Origin of the sequence: Flagellimonas okinawensis (genome assembly GCF_029194005.1) — a bacterium.
Taxonomy (GTDB): domain Bacteria; phylum Bacteroidota; class Bacteroidia; order Flavobacteriales; family Flavobacteriaceae; genus Flagellimonas; species Flagellimonas okinawensis.
Genome location: NZ_JARFVA010000002.1, coordinates 307875 through 328929 on the forward strand (window position 1 = coordinate 307875; position 21055 = coordinate 328929).

Consider the following 21055-nt stretch of genomic DNA (forward strand, 5'->3'; position numbering starts at 1 on the left):
ACTTAAATGATTTGTACAAGTGTAAAATAATTGGACGTTTTTTGTATAAATATTTTACACTAGAATTAAGGTTATTGTACGTTTAATGGTGTAACTAACTGATAGTCAATATTAAAATATTTTGGCACAAGAATAGAAAGTAGTTTGGCACAGGATAAAACTATGAATCTAAAAATATACATAACTACCTTATTAGTATTGAGTTCCTTCGTTGGGATTTCCCAAGAGGTTTGGACACTCGAGGAGTGTGTGGATTATGCCATTGAGCACAACCTTCAAGTAAAAAACACATCATATAACAATGAGTCCAGCAGGGAATCATATCGTCAATCTATAAGAGACCTTTTGCCATCCGTTAACGGGTCAACCGATTATACGATCAGATACGGTAGGTCCGCTGACCCTCAGACCAACGATTATGTGAACACGGAATTCTTTAGTAACAACTATTCCCTCAATGCCAGCTTGGATGTGTTCCGTGGTTTTCAAAAACTGAACACCATTAGGGCCTCCAAATTTATCTACAAGGCAACCCAAGAGGATATATTACAGCAAAAGTTTTTATTGGCCTTTAGGGTGATGAGTGCCTTTTACGACATTAAGTTTTATGAAGGATTGGTGGACAACACTTTGGAGCAATTGGAAATTTCGCAGGCAAATTATGATTTGGTCGAAAAGCAAGTGGAACTGGGGCTTATGGCCGGCGCCGATCTTTACGAGGCCGAATCCAATTTGTTGGGTGACAAGTTCTTGTTGACCCAGAACCGAAACCAATTGGCCAACGCCAAATTGGTGCTTTTACAAGAAATGAATTTAACAGATGTGGCAGACATCAAGATACAAGAAGCCTTGGAAGCGGCTTCCGTGAATGAAGGGATTACCTTGGATACTCTTTATCAAAAAGCAAGGGGATTTGTGCCCTTGGTGAAATCACAAGAGTACCGGGTAACCGCCGCTAAAAAGCAGTTACAGGCCACAAGGGGAGGTTTGTTGCCATCTTTGGCCCTGTTTGCAGGTTACGGAACCAGTTATTTTGAGACCAATGTAGATGAGAATGGGAAAGTTATACCTTTTAGGACCCAGTTCAACGATAACCAATCCAAATTTGTGGGCGCCCAATTGAATATCCCCATAAGCAACGGATGGGCAAATCATTCAAGGGTAAAGCAACAAAAGATTGCATACATGCAGGCAAAAAACAATCTGGAGATTCAGGAGCAGGAACTTTTTCAGTTGTTGCAACAGTTGGTCCAGGACAATCAGGCGTTAATTGCGGAATATGAACAGAGTACAAAACAGGTGGAATCGCAGCAGTTGGCCTTTACCATTGCTCAAAAGCGGTACGAAAAAGGATTGATCAATGCTTTGGAGCTGTTTCAGGCCAAGAACCTTTATGGAGTAGCACAGAACCAGAATTTACAGGTAGGATTAAGGTTAAAAGTCAATCAGAGTACCATAGACTTTTATAGTGGACTGCCCATTTTTAATATCAACTAAAACATACCATGGATATACAATTAGAAAAAAAGAAAGGACTTAAACTCAAACACTACGGCTATATCGCACTGGGCATATTGCTTTTGTTTGTGGGCTATAAATTGATTTTTGCCAGTTCCATGTCCACATTTAGAACGGAAAAGGAACGTTTGTCCATTGCCTCGGTGACCGATGGCAAGTTTGATGACTACATTACCATAAATGGTAATGTTGCTCCGATTGCAACCATTTATATGGATGCCTACGAAGGCGGTCGTGTGGCCGAAAAACTGATTGAAGAAGGTTCCATGGTTAAAAAGGGGGACATTATCCTTAAGTTGGAAAACATGGCCCTTTACGAGCAGATTTTGGCCAGTGAAAGCAACTTGGCACTTAAGCAGAACGACTTGCGTTCCACAAAACTTACTTTTGATTCCAGACAGGTGGAAGGCAGAAAATCCTTGGCCACCGCACAGTACGATGTACAGCGCTTAAAGCGTGCTTATGAACAGAACCAAGAGCTTTTCCAAGAAGAATTGATATCCAAGGAAACCTACTTAAAATCCAAGGAAGATTATCAATTGGCAGAAAAGCAATTGGAAATTGTGAAGCTACAGACCGAACAGGATGATGAGCTCAGGGAAACTTCGTTAAAAGGATTGGACACCGATTTGGAACGCATGCAAAAAACATTGTCCATGGTCTATGAACGATTGGACCACCTAAATGTTAGAGCTCCCGCGGATGGCCAATTAGGATTTTTGGATGCAGAAATCGGTCAGAATATTTCACAAGGGCAACGTATTGGACAGATTAATGTACTTACCGATTTTAAAATTGAGGCCGATATCGACGAGCATTATATCGATAGGGTGAAACGCGATCTTTCCGCCACTTTGGAACGGAACGGAAACGAGTACAGCTTGCGTTTGCGCAAGGTCTACCCTGAGGTAAGGAACGGAAGGTTCCGTGTAGACCTCGTTTTTGTGGATGAAAAACCGGAGACCATTCGTGCAGGACAGAGCTACAACATCCGATTGCAATTGGGCGAATCCAACGATGCGCTTTTGTTGCCCAAGGGAGGCTTCTTCCAGAGTACGGGGGGTCAATGGGTATTCGTGGTAAGTCCGGATGGCAACGAGGCCATAAAACGCAATGTGCGATTGGGCAAACAGAATTCAAGATATTATGAGGTCCTTGAAGGGCTTCAACCCGGAGATCAAGTGATTACCAGTAACTATGATAGTTTTGGCGATGCGGAACGGATCGTATTAAAATAGTCCGTAGAAATGTAACATCAATCAAAATAGAAGAGTCTTTTTATAAAAAAACAACCATCAAAAAATGATACAGATAACAGATCTTAAAAAGAGTTTCCGAACAGAAGAGGTGGAGACCTTGGCGTTGAACGGAGTAAACCTAAAAGTGGAAGAAGGCGAATTTGTCGCGATTATGGGTCCATCTGGATGTGGAAAATCCACCTTGTTGAACATTATCGGAATGCTTGACAACCCAACCGAGGGCAGCTATAATTTTGCAGGGCATGAAGTGGGCGGATTAAAAGAAAGCCAAAGAACCCAACTTAGAAAAGGAAACCTCGGGTTTGTATTCCAAAGTTTCAACCTGATAGATGAGCTCACGGTTTTTGAAAACGTGGAACTTCCTTTGATCTACCTTAAAATGAACAAGGCCGAGCGCAGGGAAAAAGTGCAAAAAGTCTTGGAGCGCATGAAGATCGCGCACAGGGAAAAACACTTTCCGCAGCAATTATCCGGTGGTCAGCAACAAAGGGTGGCTATTGCTCGGGCCGTGGTCACCAATCCAAAATTGATCTTGGCGGATGAGCCAACGGGTAACTTGGACTCCAAAAATGGTATCGAGGTAATGAACCTGTTGACGGAACTTAACCAAGAAGGCACAACCATTGTTATGGTAACGCACTCCGATCGTGATTCACACTATGCCCACAGGGTCATTAATTTATTTGACGGTCAAATTGTGACCGAAAGCCAGAATAAGCCAATGAAAAGCATGGTATAGGAGTTTAATTCATCAATCAAAAAAACAATCAAATCAATCACATGTTCAAAAACCACCTAAATATCGCTTGGAGGACAATCAAAAAAGACAAGCTCTTCACCATTATAAAAGTAGGGGGGTTTGCCGTGGGTATTGCCGCTTGCCTTTTAATTGCCCTATTTATTCGTAACGAGGTTAGCTACGATCAGCATTATGCCCAGAAGAATCAAATTTATAGAGTGGTTTTTCAGGGGGTGCTCCAGGGAGAGGTAATGAAGAGCACGCATTTTCAATTACCATTTGCCGAGGCGCTGCAATCTGATTTTCCAGAAATAGCGAAGGCGGGAAAGGTCAATACGATTGAAATTTTTGGAGCGGGCAAAAGAGGTTTTCGAATCAGCGGGGCACAAGAGAATACCTTTGAGGAGAACTTTATTCTAGCAGACCAAGAGGCTTTTGATATTTTGGAAATCAACTTGGAGCAAGGAGATGCATCAACGGCTTTGACCAATCCCAAGAGCATTGTGATTTCCCAATCCAAGGCAGAGAAATATTTTCCCAACGGAAATGCCTTGCAACGGACTATATTTTTGGACAACGATACCTCCAATCCCTACACGGTAACGGGTGTGATGAAAGATGTACCAAAAAACTCACATCTGGATTTTGATTTTATGCTTCCTGTAGAGGATACCAATGGGAGCTGGACCAATCAAAACTACTTTACCTATGTGTTGGTCAATCCCAATACCAACATTCAGGAATTGGAACAAAAAATGACTTCGATTGTTGAAAAATACATCATCCCGGCACAGATAAAACGTGGTCGCTCCGAAGCTTTTCTGGATGTTTTGAGAACAGCTGAATACAAACTGCAACCTGTTACAGACATTTATCTAAAGTCCGATCTTAAAATGCAGGACGGACTTAAACATGGTGATGTCAAGTTTGTGTGGCTATTTGCCGCCATTGCGGTTTTTGTTTTGGTTCTGGCCATAATCAACTTTATCAATCTTTCCACGGCTAAATCTGCCAACAGGGCCAAAGAGGTAGGTTTAAGAAAAACAATTGGGGCTTTTAGGAACAACTTGGTCAATCAATTTCTTACGGAGTCTGTGCTTTTCAGTATTATTTCTTTTGTAATGGGAGTATTGCTCGCATGGGTTTTGCTTCCAACTTTTAATGGTATTGCAGCCAAAAGTATGGTGCTACCCTGGTCCGAATGGTGGTTTGCTCCTTTATTGTTTGTCTCTGCGTTGGTCATAGGTGTTTTGGCTGGCCTGTACCCTGCATTTTATTTATCCGCATTTAGACCAGCAAGTGTTTTAAAGGGCAAATTGAGTGTTGGTAGCAAGAGTGGAAAGTTAAGGAGTGGTTTGGTGGTTTTCCAGTTTACCACGTCAGTAATCTTAATTATAGGAACGCTTATTATTTACCGACAGATGGATTTTATCGTCAGCAAAGAATTGGGGTACGATAAAGAACAGGTATTTGTACTTGAAGGCACCAAAATTCTTGGTGAAAAGATGGAATCCTTTAAAGAGCAACTATCATCATTGTCACAGGTAAAGAGCGTAACATCCACTAATTATTTGCCTATTGAGGGCGCCAGTAGAAATGGAAATACCTTTATGGTAGAAGGCCAGGACGATGGTGGGCGGGGAATTCCGGCCCAAATTTGGAAAGTGGATTACGATTATATCGAAACCTTGGGCATTCAGTTGGATAAGGGAAGAAGTTTCTCCAAGGAATTTGCTTACGACTCTGTCAACTCCATTGTCATCAACACCAAAATGGCTTCGGAATTGGGCTTAAAAGACCCAATTGGAAAGAAGCTGGATAACAACAGTCAGGTTTTCATCATTATCGGAGTTATCGAAGACTTCCATTTTAAATCCTTGAAAGAGGACATCTCCGCTCTATCGTTGGTTATAGGCAAAGATGTTGGGGCCGTTTCCGTAAAATTGGAAAAAGGAAATCCAACCGAAGCCTTGGCTTCCATAGAAAAAGTTTGGAATAGAAACATACCCAATCAAGCGCTCAACTATACCTTTTTGGAACAAAGGTTTACCCAGATGCACGCGGATGTGCAGCGCATGGGCAAAATATTCAACAGTTTTGCGCTTTTTGCCATTCTTGTGGCCTGCTTGGGATTATTTGCACTCTCTGCCTTTATGGTGGAGCAGCGAAGAAAGGAAATAAGCATTCGAAGGGTTTTGGGTGCTCCTTTCAAGAACATCTATCAATTACTTACCATCGATTTTTTAAAACTGATAGTCATCTCTATTTGCATCGCAATTCCAATTGGTTGGTATTTAATGAATCGATGGCTGGAAGATTTTGCACACCGTATTACCATAGGTTGGGAAACGTTTTTAACCGCTGGGCTTATAGCGCTTGGCATTGCGGTTCTTACTATCAGTTATCACTCTATTGGGGCAGCATTGTTACAACCAACCAAAGGCTTACGTTCCGAATAAATCAATCAAAAACCATCGATCATGTTAAAAAATTATCTAAAAATAGCCTGGAGGAACCTCACAAAGAACAAGGGGTATACCATCATAAATGTTGGTGGATTGGCTTTGGGAATGGCCGTTACCTTGATTATTGGCCTTTGGATCAATGATGAGCTGAGCCACAACAACTATTTTACCCATAAAGATAAAATTGCCCAAGTCTTTCAATCGCAAAGTACAAATGGACAAACCTTTACTGGAAATGCCATTCCGAGACCACTGGAAGTTGCCATGCGGGAAGATTATATGGATAATTTTAAGTATGTGGTAATGTCTTCGTGGACCACGCCCCAATATTTAAAATATGGAGAGACCAGTCTTTCTCGTAATGGGGAGTTTATGCAGCGAGATGCTCCCAACATGCTCGATCTTAAAATAATAAAAGGAGAAAAGGACGGTCTTCGGGAAATCAATTCCATAATGTTATCCGAGTCCACTGCCACAGCCCTTTTTGGCGACGAAGACCCCATAGGCAAAACCGTTGAGGCGAACAGCCAGTACAATATGATGGTAACTGCCGTATACGAGGACATTCCCTTTAACACTTCTTTTCATGACACCGAGTATCTCATGCCTTGGGAGAAATATGTTTCCATTTGGGAATGGGTACAACGCTCCGCAGATTATTGGGACAACAACTCTTTTCAAATGTTTGTGCAGATTGCCGATAACACTACAATGGAGTCCGTGAGCGAAAAGATTAAAAAGGTCAAACAAATAAATGACCCCGAATTGGTAGAGTATAATCCGGAAATGTTCCTTTTGCCCATGGAAGATTGGTATTTACGTTCCCGATTCGAGAATGGAAAACAATCTGGTGGTCGCATCAAATATGTTTGGCTGTTCGGGATCATAGGTGTATTTGTTTTGTTGTTGGCCTGTATCAATTTTATGAACCTTAGTACTGCCCGTTCGGAAAAAAGGGCCAAAGAGGTAGGGATCAGAAAATCCATTGGGTCGCAACGTGGCCAACTCATCAACCAATTTTTGGGAGAATCGTTTTTGGTGGTCCTATTCGCTTTTGTCATTGCCGTTTTTATAGTGGTTTTGTCCCTAAATGGATTTAATGAATTGGCCAGAAAAGAAATGGAGTTTCCATGGACCTCACCGGGATTCTGGATATCCTCTTTGCTATTTATATTATTCACCGCACTTTTAGCTGGTAGTTACCCGGCCTTATACCTGTCCTCTTTCCGACCAGTGGATGTATTGAAAGGAACCTTTAAAACAGGCAAACACTCCGGTCTTCCCCGAAAAATATTGGTGGTGGTACAGTTTACCGTTTCGGTCGCCTTTATTATTGGAACGGTTATCGTAATGCAACAGATCAACTATGCCAAAAACCGACCAGTGGGATACGATAAGGAGGGATTGGTCCAGATTCCGACCATGAGCCAAGATTTCACTGGAAAGTTTCAATTGATGCGGGAAGAGTTTATCAATTCCGGCGCCATTACCGAAATGTCCACTTCCAGTGCACCGACCACAAGAATTTGGTCCAACCGAAGTGGTTTTAATTGGGAAGGAAAGCCAGAAGGATTCCAAGAAGACTTGGCCTGGACAGAGGTGTCGCCTGAATACGCAAAAAGCCTTGGGCTTAAAATTGTTGCAGGGAGGGATTTTTCCAGAGATTTTGCCTCGGATTCAACAGGAGTACTGCTCAATGAGACTGCCGTAAAATATATGGGACTAGAAAATCCAGTGGGCAAGTTCATCACAGATTCGGATGTGGAGGACCCCTTTGAGCCAATGAAAATCATTGGGGTGGTCGAGGACATGATTGCACAATCTCCATACGAACCGGTAAAACAGGGCATGTATGTATTCGACCGAGATGAAAATGGATCTTTTTACAACTTAAGATTGAACCCTAACCAAAGTGCCAATCAAAATTTGGCCATAATTGAAAGAGTGTTCAAGGAGCATTTTCCCAAGATTCCATTTCAGTATGATTTTGTGGATGAGGAGTATGGAGAAAAGTTTGCGTCGGAAGAACGTATAGGCCGACTCTCTGGCATATTCACCACATTGGCCATTCTGATCAGTTGTTTGGGTCTTTTTGGATTAACATCCTTTGTCGCAGAACAACGCACCAAGGAAATTGGAGTACGAAAAGTACTCGGGGCATCCATATTCAATGTTTGGAATATGTTGTCCAAGGACTTTTTAAAGCTAGTGGTCATTTCATGTTTTATAGCCGTGCCCATAGCGTATTATGTAATGAACGGATGGTTACAAGAGTACCCATACCGTGTGATCTTGAAATGGTGGATTTTCGCGCTTGCAGTCCTTGGGGCATTGGCCGTCACCATTCTTACAGTTAGTTTTCAGGCGATTAGGGCTGCTAAATCCAATCCTGCCCGAAGCTTGAGAACAGAGTAAAAACGAATTTGTGCCGAAGAGGTTTTGGCACCATCAAAAAACGAGAATCATGTTTAAGAACAATATTAAAATTGCATGGAGGAGCCTTAAAAAGCAGCCATTCTTCACTTTCCTCAACATATTTGGATTAGCTATAGGAATGGCTGGTGGGCTTTTGCTCGGTCTCTATATTTACGATGACTTGAGCCACGACAAAATGTTCGTGGATGCAGACAGGATCTATAGGGTCAATGCCGATATGAAATTTGGTGGGGCCGCCGAAAGTATGTCCGAAGTGTCCGCGCCAATGGCACAGGCCTTGTTGAATGATATTCCAGAGGTGGAAATGGTGACACGATTCCGGAACATAGGAAGCATTTTCATTCGTTCGCAAGATGTAACAGACAATGTACGGGAGAACCATATAGCTTATGCGGATTCAACTTTTTTTAAAATGTTCGGGGTTGAACTGTTATATGGTGATGAGCGAACAGCATTGGTAGAACCCAACACCATGGTAATGACCCGAACGGCCGCCGAAAAACATTTTCCCATAGACCAAGCTGTAGGTAAAACTTTAATGATCGACGATCAACAAGTTTACAGGGTCACTGGAGTTATGGAAGACCTTCCCAAAAACTCTATTTTTAATGAAAAACCTCTCTTTTTATCCATGGCCGGCTATGAAGATGCGCAACAGGCCGAGTGGGGAAACCACAATTATTATACGTTTGTAAAACTGGTACCAGGGGCCACTGGTTCTGATATTCAGGATGAGATGCAGGCCATGGTGGGCAAATATCTAATACCATATGCGCAACGATTTTTTCCGGGGATCACGGAGCAGCAATTCTTGGATTCCGGAAACTATATGCACTATTCTACCATTCCATTGACAGAAATACACTTGTATTCAAAAAGGAGCCCGGAGTTTAGTACCGTAAGTGATATTAAGAATGTTTACATTCTTGGAGCCATAGCTCTTATATTGTTGGTGCTGGCAAGTGTAAACTTTATGAACCTGTCCACTGCCCATTCGCTAAAACGATCAAAAGAAGTTGGAATCCGCAAAACTTTGGGTTCTCAACGCAGTGGGTTGATCGGTCAGTTTTTAACGGAATCGGGGATCATTGCTTTGTTTTCATTGGTTTTTGCCATTATAATTGCCAGTATAGCCATGCCATTTTATAATGATCTTGCTGGCAAGGAACTCTCCATTCCTTTTAGCAATCCGTTCTTTTGGTTGATTTTGTTTGTAGCCGCCTTGTTTCTTGGTCTGTTTTCTGGAAGCTACCCTGCCTTTTTTATGTCGCGTTTTGTGGCCGCCAAGGTTTTAAAGGGTCAGGGAGATCAATCCATAGGTGGAGGAAGGGTAAGAAATGTACTGGTAATACTTCAATTCAGCATTTCGGTATTCTTGATCATGGGTACCCTTACCGTTTTTCAACAATTAAGGTTTATCCAAGGAAAAGATCTTGGGTACGGAAAAAACCAAGTGCTGATCATTGGAGGGATAAATGCCCTTGAAGGTAAAAAAGAGTCCTTTAAAGATGCTGTATTGAGAATAAGTCAAGTCAACAGCGCAACATTGAGCAGCTATCTGCCTACACCATCATCACGTAGTAGCGGCACATATTTATTGGCAGAAGACCGTAGTCAAGATAAATCCATCAATATGCAACAGTGGGCTGTGGACGAAGACTACCTTTCCACTATTGGTCTTACTATGGTTTCGGGCAGGGCTTTCGATACAGATCGATTTGCCACCGATTCTTCAGCGGTTATTTTAAATGAAAAAGCAGTGGCCATTCTTGGAAAAACACCGGAAAATGTCATTGGAACTCGATTTGTTGGTCACTTAGACCAAGAAGACAGCTTTTTTACGGTTATCGGTGTCTTGAAAAACTTCCATTTTGAGACGTTAAGGGATGAGGTAGGGGCATTGGCACTCTTTTACGGAGGAGAGTATGCCAGTAACTTGGCCATTAAGCTAAACGGGGGCGATGTCTCCAGAACTGTGGCCGAAGTAGAAAATATTTGGCGCGAAATGGCACCTACTCAACCCTTCGAACACTATTTTATGGACGACTCCTTTAATTCGAGTTACGAGGCTGAACAACGATTGGGAGAGATTTTTATGATCTTCACCATGTTGTCCATTGTCATAGCTTGCCTGGGCCTTCTTGGCTTAGCTACCTTCAATGCTCAGAAGAGAGTCAAAGAAATTGGGGTGCGAAAAGTATTGGGTGCTGGCGTTGGTCAGATTGTCTATAGATTATCCGTGGACTTTTTAAAACTGGTTGGCCTAGCTGTGATCATTGCCCTGCCATTGGGCTGGTACGCTATGGACCGATGGTTACAGGATTTCTCCTATCGAATAGATATTCCGTGGTGGATCTTTGCCTTATCCGCCCTGTTGGCCGTAGGTGTCGCAATAATTACGGTGAGTTATCAAAGTATCAAAGCCGCGATTGTAAATCCTGTAAAAAGCCTACGAACAGAATAAACGATAAGCCATGATGAACTTTTTAAAATTGGCATTTCGAAGATTGTTCCGAAAAGGGGAACATTCCCTCACCAGAATTGTATCCTTAACGGCCGGATTGGCTTTTGGGATTTTGCTTCTGTCCGAAGTACTGTACTATTCTAGTTACGATAGTTTTTATCCGGAGGCCGACAGGGTTTATCTGGTTCATGAAAACTTTAATATGGACAAATCTTCCAATGAGCTGGAGAGTTATCCCAGGGTCAGTGGGGCCATTGCTCCAGGACTTAAAGCAGAGGTGCCGGGCATTGAGGCAGCTACCCGTCTCAACTCTTTGGGAGATCATATGATCTATACCGATGACTTCAACAGTTATGATGCGAAGGTTTCATTGGCCGATGAACATTTATTCGATGTTCTTCCAGTCCCCATGATCAGCGGAAACCCCGAAGAAGTTTTAAAAAGCCCCATGACCTGTATGGTATCTCAAGAAATTGCTGAAAACATAGGGGGCAACGTTATAGGAAAGGTCATCGGCATCAAGGCATATCCAGGTAAAAAACTCACCATTGCAGGCGTATTCGAAACCTTGCCCGAGAATACCAATTATGAATACGATGTGTTGATATCCATGGTATCCACTGATCAGTTTACATGGGACGGCACCGAAAATTGGATGGGAAACGATAGGTATTATTCTTGTGTAAAATTAAGCCCAGGGGTAACTCCGTCAGATTTGGCTCCTGCCGTTCGTGCCATGCAAGTAAAGCATCAGGACATCGAAAAACTGGAAGAAGAAAATCAAGGAGTCGTACTTCAGTATTCGTTCATGCCCATCAAACAAATAAAAGTGGACAATGTAAGGGACATGGTTCTGATTTTGTCAACTATAGCCCTATCGGTCTTGTTTGTTTCATTGATGAACTACATTTTGTTGACCATGGGCACCTTGATTGCCCGTGCAAAGAGTTCTGCCATTCATAAAACCTGTGGAGCGGACACCAAAAATCTTCAACGAATGATTCTTTCGGAGACCGTAGTGGTTTTTGCAATATCAATTGTAGGGGCACTTTTATTGATATGGGGATTAAAACCATTGGCAGAGGCCCAATGGGGGCATGACCTAACCTCAGTTTTAAACCCGTACGTGATTGTACCCCTAGTTTTGTTGATACTTTTTCTTGTGTTTGTTACAAGTTATTTTCCTGGGCGATTCTTTTCGCGAATCCCCGTGGCCACTGCTTTTAGGAGCTATCAACAGAAAAAAAGCAAATGGAAATTGGTTCTTTTGTCTTTTCAGTTTGTAGGGGCCACTTTTATACTTACCGTTTTGGTATTTGTAACGCTTCAGTATAACAATATGAAGAATGCCGATCATGGATATTCAGCCGAAGGGGTGTATTATGTATCCGTTGAGGGAATGGACGGCAATAGAATAGGAATGGTGTTGAACGAGCTTCGGGAGATGCCGGGAATTGAAAAAGTAGGTCTAGGGCACAACGACCCCATAAGTGGTGCTTCGGGAAACAATGTGCGCTCACAAGATGGAAAAAGGGAGTTGTTCAATGTTGCTGATTTTTATAAAGTGGACAGTAATTATTTATCCATTTTGGGAATCCATGTGGACGAGGGAGAAAGTTTTTCTAGCAAACAAGTGGTTGCCAATGATATGCTTATCAGCAAAAGAGGGGCTGAGTTGCTCAAACTGAACAATCGATGGACCGATGGTGTGGTAGGAAAACAGATCACTGTTTCCGAACATGGGAGCACAACCATCCGTGGTGTGTTTCCGGACTTTGTGATTCAATCGATCTCCAATCCTGATTTGAGACCCTCCGTATTTTTTTATCAACCCGAGGAAAAGTTTGAAGAGCTCAAAATCCAATACCCTTCCGAACAATTCAATATTATGATAAAGGCGCGTGATGGGGCTCAAGAAGGCATCATGGACAGGATAAGGGAGGTGGTCAATTTGGGTTTCCCTCATGAGGATGCCGTGGTCCAGAGCCTTAAGACGGAACAATTGAATGCCTATCAAGGACAAAAGGGTTTCCGGAACGCAATGATCATTGGTAACGCCATTATTTTGCTGGTAACCATTATCGGTTTGCTTGGTTATACGTTCAACGAATCAACACGTCGTAGAAAGGAACTGGCCATTAGAAGAATCAGTGGAGCCACACTATCGGACATATTAAAATCATTCATCTCTGATTTGGAATACGTGGCAATTCCGGCAGTATTGTTGGGGCTATTGGGTGCATGGGTTACATTGGACAAATGGATGCAGAACTTTGCCTTTAAAATGAATTTGCACTGGGGCATTTTTGCGATATGTAGTCTATTCATATTGTTGATGATAGCCATAATTGCGACCATAAACTATACCCGAACCGCAAACCGCAATCCCGTGGATGCACTAAGACAAGAATAACAAGAAATACATCAATCAAAAAACAACTAACTATGCTCAAAAACTATCTAAAAATTGCATGGCGGAACCTAATCAAGAACAAGGTTTTTAGTATTGCCAACATTGTTGGGCTTACCTGTGCTTTTGCAGTGGCCATTTTATTATCTATGACGGCTTTGTTCGAACTATCTTTTGATCAATTCCATGAGAATAAGGATAGTGCGTACCAACTTTATCTTACCAACCAAACCCCAAGGGGAACGGAGTCAAGCACTTCCAGTCCTGTGCCTTTGGCAGGGGCCCTAAAAGAAGAAGTGCCTGGAATAAAAAGAACAACGCGAACCTTGAGCGAGGATGCTTTGGTATCCTATAAAGAGAAGGATTTTAGTTTGGATGGCGAATATGTGGATCCGGACTTCTTTAATATTTTCACATTTCCCGTGATTGCTGGCAACTCTGAAAACCCTTTTTCTTCAAAAAGTTCTGTTTCCATTACCCAGGAAACGGCCTTAAAAATATTTGGAACTACAGATGTGGTCGGTGAGGTTATTCAGATCAGAACCGGAGCTGTGGAACATCCCTTTACAATTGCATCCATATTGGAAAATATACCCTCTAACAGTAGTATGGATTTTGATATTGCCATACCATTTGAAAATCATCCGGAATACGCGAACAACATGGACCGGTGGGATTCACAATTTCATTTGGTCTACCTTGAGTTGGAAGATGGTGTAACCCCAGAGCAATTTGAAAAAAACACTCGGGAGTTCACAAGTATCCACTACAAAGGCAGTATCGAAAATGCCATAAGGGATGGGGCGGTTGCCAATGCCGATGGATTGTACAAACAATTCCATTTACAGCCAATAGCCGATATACATTTCACCTCTTTTGCCACCGGTACGGCCGAAGTTAAGCGTACTTTTCCATACATGATTTTAGGAATTGCCTTTGTTATTTTGTTTATCGTGTGCGCCAATTTCATAAATATGAATATTGCCTTAAACGAAAAGCGCTTAAAAGAAATAGGAATGCGCAAGACACTTGGGGCCGTTAAACAACAATTGTTCTTTCAATTTTGGATGGAGAGCCTTTTGGTTTTTATGATTTCAATCTTTTTAGGATTGGTTTTGGGAAACCTATTGTTGGAACCGTTTAAATCTCTTTTCAATACAAGGGCGACTCTAGATTATGTTACCCAACCTGGAATCTTGCTCATTTTTGCACTTTCCATTTTTTGTATCACACTGATTGCCGGTGGATATCCAGCACTTTTAATGAGTAGATTGGGAACTCTACGTGCTTTGAAAGGAAAGTTGGATTTAGGAAAAAATCGCTTGAGAAATAGTTTGATTGTACTGCAATTTGCCATAGCCATTTTGCTTATAAGTGGCACCTTGGTGCTCCACGGTCAAATAGAGTTTATGCGCAATAAAGATCTGGGATATAATAAAGAGCAGGTCATTTCCATACCCTTGAACGGAAAAAAAGATAGTTATCGTGCCATAGAATTGTTGAGAGACGAGCTCAAGAGCAACACCCAGATACTAAACATTTCTGGAGCGGACAACAATTTGGGATTGGGCAGGGACGGAAGCGCCATGAGCAGCATGATGGGGTTCGATTACCAAGGAAGGGGAGTAGTCACTAATGCCATAACAGTGGACTATGACTATGCAAAAACTCTAGATTTGGAACTGGTTGCGGGTAGAATGTTCAGTAGAGATTTTGCCGCAGATAGTTTAAGTTTGGTCATAAATGAGACCATGGCCAAGCAGTTGGGCCAAGACGACCCGCTTTCTGTTCGTATTCCTATGGATGAATCTATTACTTATTCTGTTGTTGGAGTGGTTAAAGATTATAATTTTCAGGACATAAGCAAACAAGTAAGCCCATTGACCCTCTTTATGAATCAGGACTGGGACTTGTATTATGCCTATGTGAAAATTGCCCCCGAAAATATTGCAGAATCTTTTGATGCCGTTGAAAGGGCTTGGAAAAAAATTGAGCCTCAGGCCGAATTTTTGGGTTCCTTTTTGGATGAGAATGTAGACCGCACCTTTAAAAGGGAAAAAACAATGGCCACCATTATTACAAGTGGCAGTATCTTGGGAATCCTTTTGAGCTGCATAGGATTATTTGCCATTTCCATGTTGGTAGTGGCCCAGCGAACCAAGGAGATAGGGGTTAGAAAGGTAATTGGGGCGAGTGTTGCTTCCGTAGCGCTGCTTCTTACCAAGGATTTCTTAAAACTGGTGGGGCTTGCTTTTATTATTGCAACACCCATTTCGTGGTATTTTTTAAATGACTGGTTACAGAACTATGCCTCTCATGTTAGTCTGAGTCCTTGGTTCTTTTTAGGGGCAGGGCTTACGGCTACTTTTATAGCTTTTCTTACCGTAGGCTCCCGGACGGTCAGGGCTGCATCCGCCAATCCTGTAAAAAGTTTGAGGAACGAATAACCACTTAAAAATGAACTATTTAATTAAGTTTAGAAATAATCTGTTCATTCTGTTATTGTTGTCTTTGATGTTCAATGCCGTGATTATCGGACAAGAGACATCGGAAGAAAATCTGAAAATCAGGATAGATGATTTTATAAGTCAAAGTGTGGACAATGGATATTCTGGGAGCATACTTGTTGCCAAGCAAGGAGATGTCATTTTATCCAAAGGCTATGGTTGGGCGGATCGGGCCAAAAAGATTCCCAACGGACCATCTACAATATTCAATATTGGTTCGGTCACCAAACAATTCACTGCAATCGCCATTTTAAAACTTCAGGAAGAGGGAAAACTCCATGTACAGGACAAGGTTTCAAAATATTTTCCCGAAGTACCATTCGATAAAAGTGAAATCACCATACATCAACTGCTGACTCATACATCCGGAATATCGCCGCAAACAGGTGGCTTTAGGTACGATGAGGCCAGTAGGGAAACTTTTTTGAATGATTTTTTCCAGTCTGAATTGATGTATGGGCCCGGCACAAAACACACCTATGCGAATGCAAACTATATTTTATTGACCGCCATTATAGAAATGGTTTCCGAAAAAGATTATGAGTCCTTTTTAAAAGAGAACTTTTGGGAGCCTTTGCAAATGGAGCATACAGGTTATAAAGGCATCAGTGTCAATAGTGAGCAGTTTGCCCACGGATACTACTTCCATTATACCTCAGGAGAATGGAGGGATTGGGGAACAACACAGGAACATCTCCCGTATAATAAAAACCACTGGTACAGTATTGGGAAGGGAGATATCTATTCCACAGTGGAAGATTTGTACAAGTGGCACATTGCACTAGAAGAAAATTCAGTATTGCTCCCCGAATCAAAACAGTTGATGGAAAATGCATTTACCCCAGAAAATGAAGATGAAACATCTTTCTATGGTTATGGTTGGGCCATATTCAATTCAAAAAGCAATAAAAAAATTGTGGCACATAATGGAAGTAACGGGATATTCTTTGCAGATTTTCTAAGGTTTGTAGAAGATGATATGGTAGTAATAGCACTATCAAATATTATTTTAAACCAACAATCGGAAAGTGTGGCGTGGGAGCTTGCCAAGATGGCTATGGACCCAGCATACCGACCCGAGGCCATTCCAAAAAACAAGTATGAACTGGTTTTTGACTTTATCAGGTCCAATAACCCGGAGAAGGTAAATGAGTTGCCTCAATTTCTAGAAGACGCAAAAGGAAGCCCTTTGACCGATAAGGCACTGTTGAACCGGATTGGTTTTAAGCAAGTGTCGGAAAACAAGAATATCGAATGGGGCATAGCGCTCCTAAAGTTGAACACGGAGATGTTCACAGATGATGGAAACCTGTGGGACTCTCTTGGCGAAGGGTACTATTTAATAAATGACAGGGACAATGCGATAAAAAGTTTTGAAAAAGCCCTTGAATTAAAGCCTGGTACCAATTGTTATTGGTGCGAAAACGCCTCAAAACGATTGGAAAGTCTGAAGGAATCAGAATAAAGAACACACTATAAATAAAAAAATATGCTACTACAACTCAATAATATATTCAAATGGGTCAACTCGGGAGGCCAGCGATTCTTTTTACTAAAGGATATAAACCTCGAAGTCGAGGAAGGTGAGTTCATATCTGTAATGGGACCTTCCGGTTCCGGCAAATCCACTTTGCTCAATGTCATCGGCATGTTGGATACTTTCGATGAGGGGGAGTACAATTTTTTAGACGAATCAGTACACTCCTTAAAGGAAAAACACCGGGCCAATCTTTACAAACAATATATTGGGTTTGTGTTCCAATCCTATCATCTGCTCGACGAACTTACAGTGAAGGAAAATCTGGAAATGCCCTTGATTTATAAAAAAATCAAAGGATCTGAACGAAAGGCTATGGTGGCAGATATGTTGGACAGGTTCAATATTGTTGGAAAAAAGGATCTGTTTCCCTCCCAGCTTAGTGGAGGCCAGCAGCAATTGGTAGGAGTGGCCAGAGCATTGATCGCCAATCCAAAACTAATTTTGGCGGATGAGCCTACAGGCAACTTGAATTCCAAACAAGGGGAGGAGATAATGGAACTCTTTAAACAACTAAATGAAGAAGGTGTCACCATTATTCAAGTAACACATTCCGAGAAAAATGCTGAGTATGGTTCCAGAATCATAAATTTATTGGACGGCAGAATGGTCTAATCGGCCAAATCTGCCAGTTCTTGCCCAACAAGGCTGCCCAAAGCAACGCCCATGCCGCCCAAGCGAACACCGCAGAAGACGGAATTTGAAACTTGCTTAATGATCGGCGATTTTTGATTGCCCACACCCATGATGCCACTCCATCTACGTTCAATTTTTACGGGTTGATTTGGCAGGATCATTTCTTGCAGCAATGTCTCTAATTTGTCTTGAATTATGCGGGTTTCTCCAAATTCTGTTGTTTCCTCGGTCGAAAAATCAAGGTTCCTTCCACCACCGAACAGGATTCTGTCATCAATGTTTCTGAAATAATAATATCCTTCATCAAAATGGAATGTACCCTTGATGTGCAAATTTTTGATGGGTTCCGTTACAATGACCTGTGCCCTCGCCGGCTTAACACTTTCTGAATCGATCATGCGGGAAGCAAAACCGTTTGTTGCTACAAGGACTCTTTTGGAATTAAATTCAAAGTTCTCTGTTAAAACGGTGGCTCCATTGTTAGATTCCACTACATCTTTAACCGTTACCCCATTGATGATGGGAATGTTCAGTGACAGGCATTTATTGATCAAAGAACGCATCATTTTTCCCGTATCCAGTTGTCCTTCCAACTTGTGGGTGATGTATTTTTCCCGAACATTGCGAAACTGAAAATGATTGTCGCTTTCCACAAAAACAGGTTGGCCAAAAATTGGTTTCAATAAATCGTTGAGGTAGGTAATGGATTCTAAGCACGTATCGTACAACTCTGGCTTTTCCAAGGGGAAAAGTTCATGGCTACCATGTAACTCAAAGCCGATGGCCTTATCTCCCAATAGTTGACGCATTCGCTGAATACCATCCCAGCGTTTCTGCACCAAACTTACCACTTCTTCCTCTGTATGATGCTTTAAGTCCGATAAAATCTCGGAAACGCTCCCAAAACAGGCAAAACCTGCATTTTTAGTACTGGCCCCTTGTGGCAAACTGCCTTTTTCAAGTATCAAGATATTGCAATTGGGGTGTTTTTCTTTAAGGCTGATGGCACAGTTAATGCCAACAATACCACTGCCCACAATGGTATAGTCTACATTGGAGAACCAGGTCTTATTTTCCCAATAGCTTAGTTGCATAAAAAGAAAGCCCCGAAAATTCGGGGCTGTATTTATTAGTGATGTTCGTTATATTTTGGATCCATTTTAAAATCCTCCATGAATTTGGTGGTGTAATTACCGGCCAAATAATCGGGATGGTCCATCAATTGGCGATGGAATGGAATGGTAGTTTTCACTCCTTCAATCACGAATTCATCCAAGGCTCTTCTCATTTTGTTGATGGCTTCTTCCCTTGTTTGCGCTGTTGTGATCAACTTGGCGATCATAGAATCGTAGTTCGGCGGAATCATATAACCACTGTATACGTGTGTGTCCAATCTAACGCCGTGTCCACCTGGGGTATGCAAGGTGGTGATTTTCCCCGGAGATGGCCTAAAGTCGTTATAAGGATCCTCCGCGTTGATTCTACACTCAATGGAGTGCAGTTTTGGAAAATAGTTTTTACCGGAAATAGGGACACCGCCGGCCACCAAGATTTGCTCGCGAATCAAGTCATAATCCACTACTTGTTCGGTGATGGGGTGCTCTACCTGTATACGGGTATTCATTTCCATAAAATAGAAGTTACGGTGTTTGTCCACCAAAAACTCGATGGTTCCCGCTCCTTCATATTTAATGTATTCCGCGGCCTTAACAGCTGCTTTCCCCATATCCTCACGGAGTTTGTCCGTCATAAAAGGGGAAGGGGTCTCCTCAGTAAGTTTTTGGTGCCTACGTTGTACGGAACAATCCCTTTCTGATAAGTGACAGGCTTTACCGTATTGGTCGCCCACAATTTGTATTTCGATATGTCGAGGTTCTTCAATCAGCTTTTCCATGTACATTCCACCATTTCCGAAAGCAGCAGTAGCTTCATTAACGGCGCTGTTGAAGTTTTTCTCCATTTCTTCTTCCGACCAAATGGCACGCATCCCTTTACCACCACCACCGGCGGTAGCTTTGATCATTACGGGATAACCCATTTTTTTGGCCTCTTTTCTGGCATGGTCCACGTCTTTCAATAGACCTTCCGAACCTGGCACTGTTGGTACACCGGCTTTTTTCATGGTTTCCTTGGCGGTGGCCTTATCCCCCATTTTTTCGATCTGTTCACCGGAAGCCCCGATAAATTTGATATCGTGCTCGGCACAGATCTTGGAGAATTTTGCGTTTTCGGAAAGGAATCCATAACCAGGGTGAATGGCATCGGCATTGGTGATTTCCGCAGCAGCAATAATATTAGGAATCTTTAGGTAAGATTCACTACTCGGTGCAGGGCCAATACATACTGCTTCATCCGCAAAACGGACATGCAGACTTTCTTCGTCGGCCTTGGAGTAAACAGCTACGGTTTTAATGCCCATTTCCTTGCAGGTTCTTATGATCCTCAAGGCTATCTCACCCCTATTTGCAATCAATACTTTTTTAAACATAGAACACAATCTTAAATTAGGAATTCTAAATCTTAAATGGTTCAGGAGAAATTTTGATTACTCCAAAACATATCATTTAAAATTCACTACGACGGATCTACCAAGAACAAAGGTTGATCAAACTCAACTGGTGAGGAATCATCAACCAATATCTTAACAATCTTTCCAGAAACCTCCGATTCAATATCGTTGAAGAGTTTCATTGCCTCGATCACGCAAAGAACATCTCCTTTTCCAATGGAGCTGCCAACCTCAACAAATGGTGGTTTATCCGGAGAAGGTTTTCTATAAAATGTTCCTATGATAGGAGATTTGATGGTAATATATTTTGAATCTTCATCTGCTTTTTTGGAATCAGATGGAGCGGGGGCAGCGGCTTCCTGTGATGCTGGCGCTGCTGGTGCGGCAGCTGCAGCGGCAGGAGCTTGTGCCATTGGTATTTGTTGAACAATTGTTGTCTCGGGCGTGCTGGAGCTGGTGCTTCCAGTTCGAATGGTGATTTTAATATCCTCCATTTCCAACTTCACCTCGCTGGCACCTGATTTGGCGACAAACTTGATTAAACTTTGAATTTCCTTAATGTCCATGGAATATAA

At 42.1% G+C, this 21055-nt stretch carries 13 protein-coding genes; 10 read left to right on the forward strand and 3 right to left on the reverse strand.

What is annotated here, in order from left to right; translation table 11 throughout:
- The first annotated feature begins 162 nt into the window (after window positions 1–162).
- From PY091_RS07205 to PY091_RS07250, 10 genes are all read left to right on the forward strand, one after another.
- A complete protein-coding gene (locus PY091_RS07205; RefSeq protein WP_275649034.1) occupies window positions 163–1497 on the forward strand; it encodes a TolC family protein in 1335 nt (444 codons plus the stop codon).
- An 8-nt stretch (window positions 1498–1505) separates the two neighbouring features.
- Window positions 1506–2756, forward strand: a complete 1251-nt coding sequence (locus tag PY091_RS07210; RefSeq protein ID WP_275649035.1) for an efflux RND transporter periplasmic adaptor subunit — start codon at window positions 1506–1508, stop codon at window positions 2754–2756.
- Between the two features lie 64 nt (window positions 2757–2820).
- Window positions 2821–3516, forward strand: a complete 696-nt coding sequence (locus PY091_RS07215; protein ID WP_127136420.1) for an ABC transporter ATP-binding protein — start codon at window positions 2821–2823, stop codon at window positions 3514–3516.
- 41 nt (window positions 3517–3557) lie between these two features.
- Complete coding sequence (locus tag PY091_RS07220) at window positions 3558–5975, forward strand: ABC transporter permease (protein ID WP_275649036.1); 2418 nt, start codon at window positions 3558–3560, stop codon at window positions 5973–5975.
- Between the two features lie 21 nt (window positions 5976–5996).
- The gene (locus tag PY091_RS07225; protein ID WP_275649037.1) at window positions 5997–8396 is read left to right on the forward strand and encodes an ABC transporter permease; all 2400 of its coding nucleotides are present in this window, start codon (window positions 5997–5999) and stop codon (window positions 8394–8396) included.
- Window positions 8397–8445: 49 nt separating this feature from the next.
- Complete coding sequence (locus PY091_RS07230; RefSeq protein WP_275649038.1) at window positions 8446–10881, forward strand: ABC transporter permease; 2436 nt, start codon at window positions 8446–8448, stop codon at window positions 10879–10881.
- A 10-nt stretch (window positions 10882–10891) separates the two neighbouring features.
- A complete protein-coding gene (locus PY091_RS07235; RefSeq protein ID WP_275649039.1) occupies window positions 10892–13294 on the forward strand; it encodes an ABC transporter permease in 2403 nt (800 codons plus the stop codon).
- Window positions 13295–13326: 32 nt separating this feature from the next.
- Window positions 13327–15738, forward strand: a complete 2412-nt coding sequence (locus PY091_RS07240) for an ABC transporter permease (protein ID WP_275649040.1) — start codon at window positions 13327–13329, stop codon at window positions 15736–15738.
- A gap of 10 nt (window positions 15739–15748) precedes the next feature.
- The gene (locus PY091_RS07245; RefSeq protein ID WP_275649041.1) at window positions 15749–17263 is read left to right on the forward strand and encodes a serine hydrolase; all 1515 of its coding nucleotides are present in this window, start codon (window positions 15749–15751) and stop codon (window positions 17261–17263) included.
- A 24-nt stretch (window positions 17264–17287) separates the two neighbouring features.
- Window positions 17288–17950, forward strand: coding sequence for an ABC transporter ATP-binding protein (locus PY091_RS07250; protein WP_275649042.1), 663 nt, complete (start codon window positions 17288–17290; stop codon window positions 17948–17950).
- Here the strand turns inward: PY091_RS07250 and PY091_RS07255 are convergent.
- From PY091_RS07255 to accB, 3 genes are all read right to left on the reverse strand, one after another.
- Entirely contained in the window at window positions 17947–19065 is a 1119-nt protein-coding gene (locus tag PY091_RS07255; RefSeq protein ID WP_275649043.1) for an NAD(P)/FAD-dependent oxidoreductase, read from the reverse strand. The genes PY091_RS07250 and PY091_RS07255 overlap by 4 nt on opposite strands.
- Before the next feature lie 35 nt (window positions 19066–19100).
- Window positions 19101–20459, reverse strand: a complete 1359-nt coding sequence (accC, locus tag PY091_RS07260) for an acetyl-CoA carboxylase biotin carboxylase subunit (RefSeq protein ID WP_275649044.1) — start codon at window positions 20457–20459, stop codon at window positions 19101–19103.
- Between the two features lie 86 nt (window positions 20460–20545).
- Window positions 20546–21046 carry an acetyl-CoA carboxylase biotin carboxyl carrier protein gene (accB, locus tag PY091_RS07265; protein ID WP_275649045.1) on the reverse strand — a complete coding sequence of 167 codons (501 nt, stop codon included), beginning with the start codon at window positions 21044–21046 and terminating at the stop codon, window positions 20546–20548.
- Window positions 21047–21055: the final 9 nt, after the last annotated feature.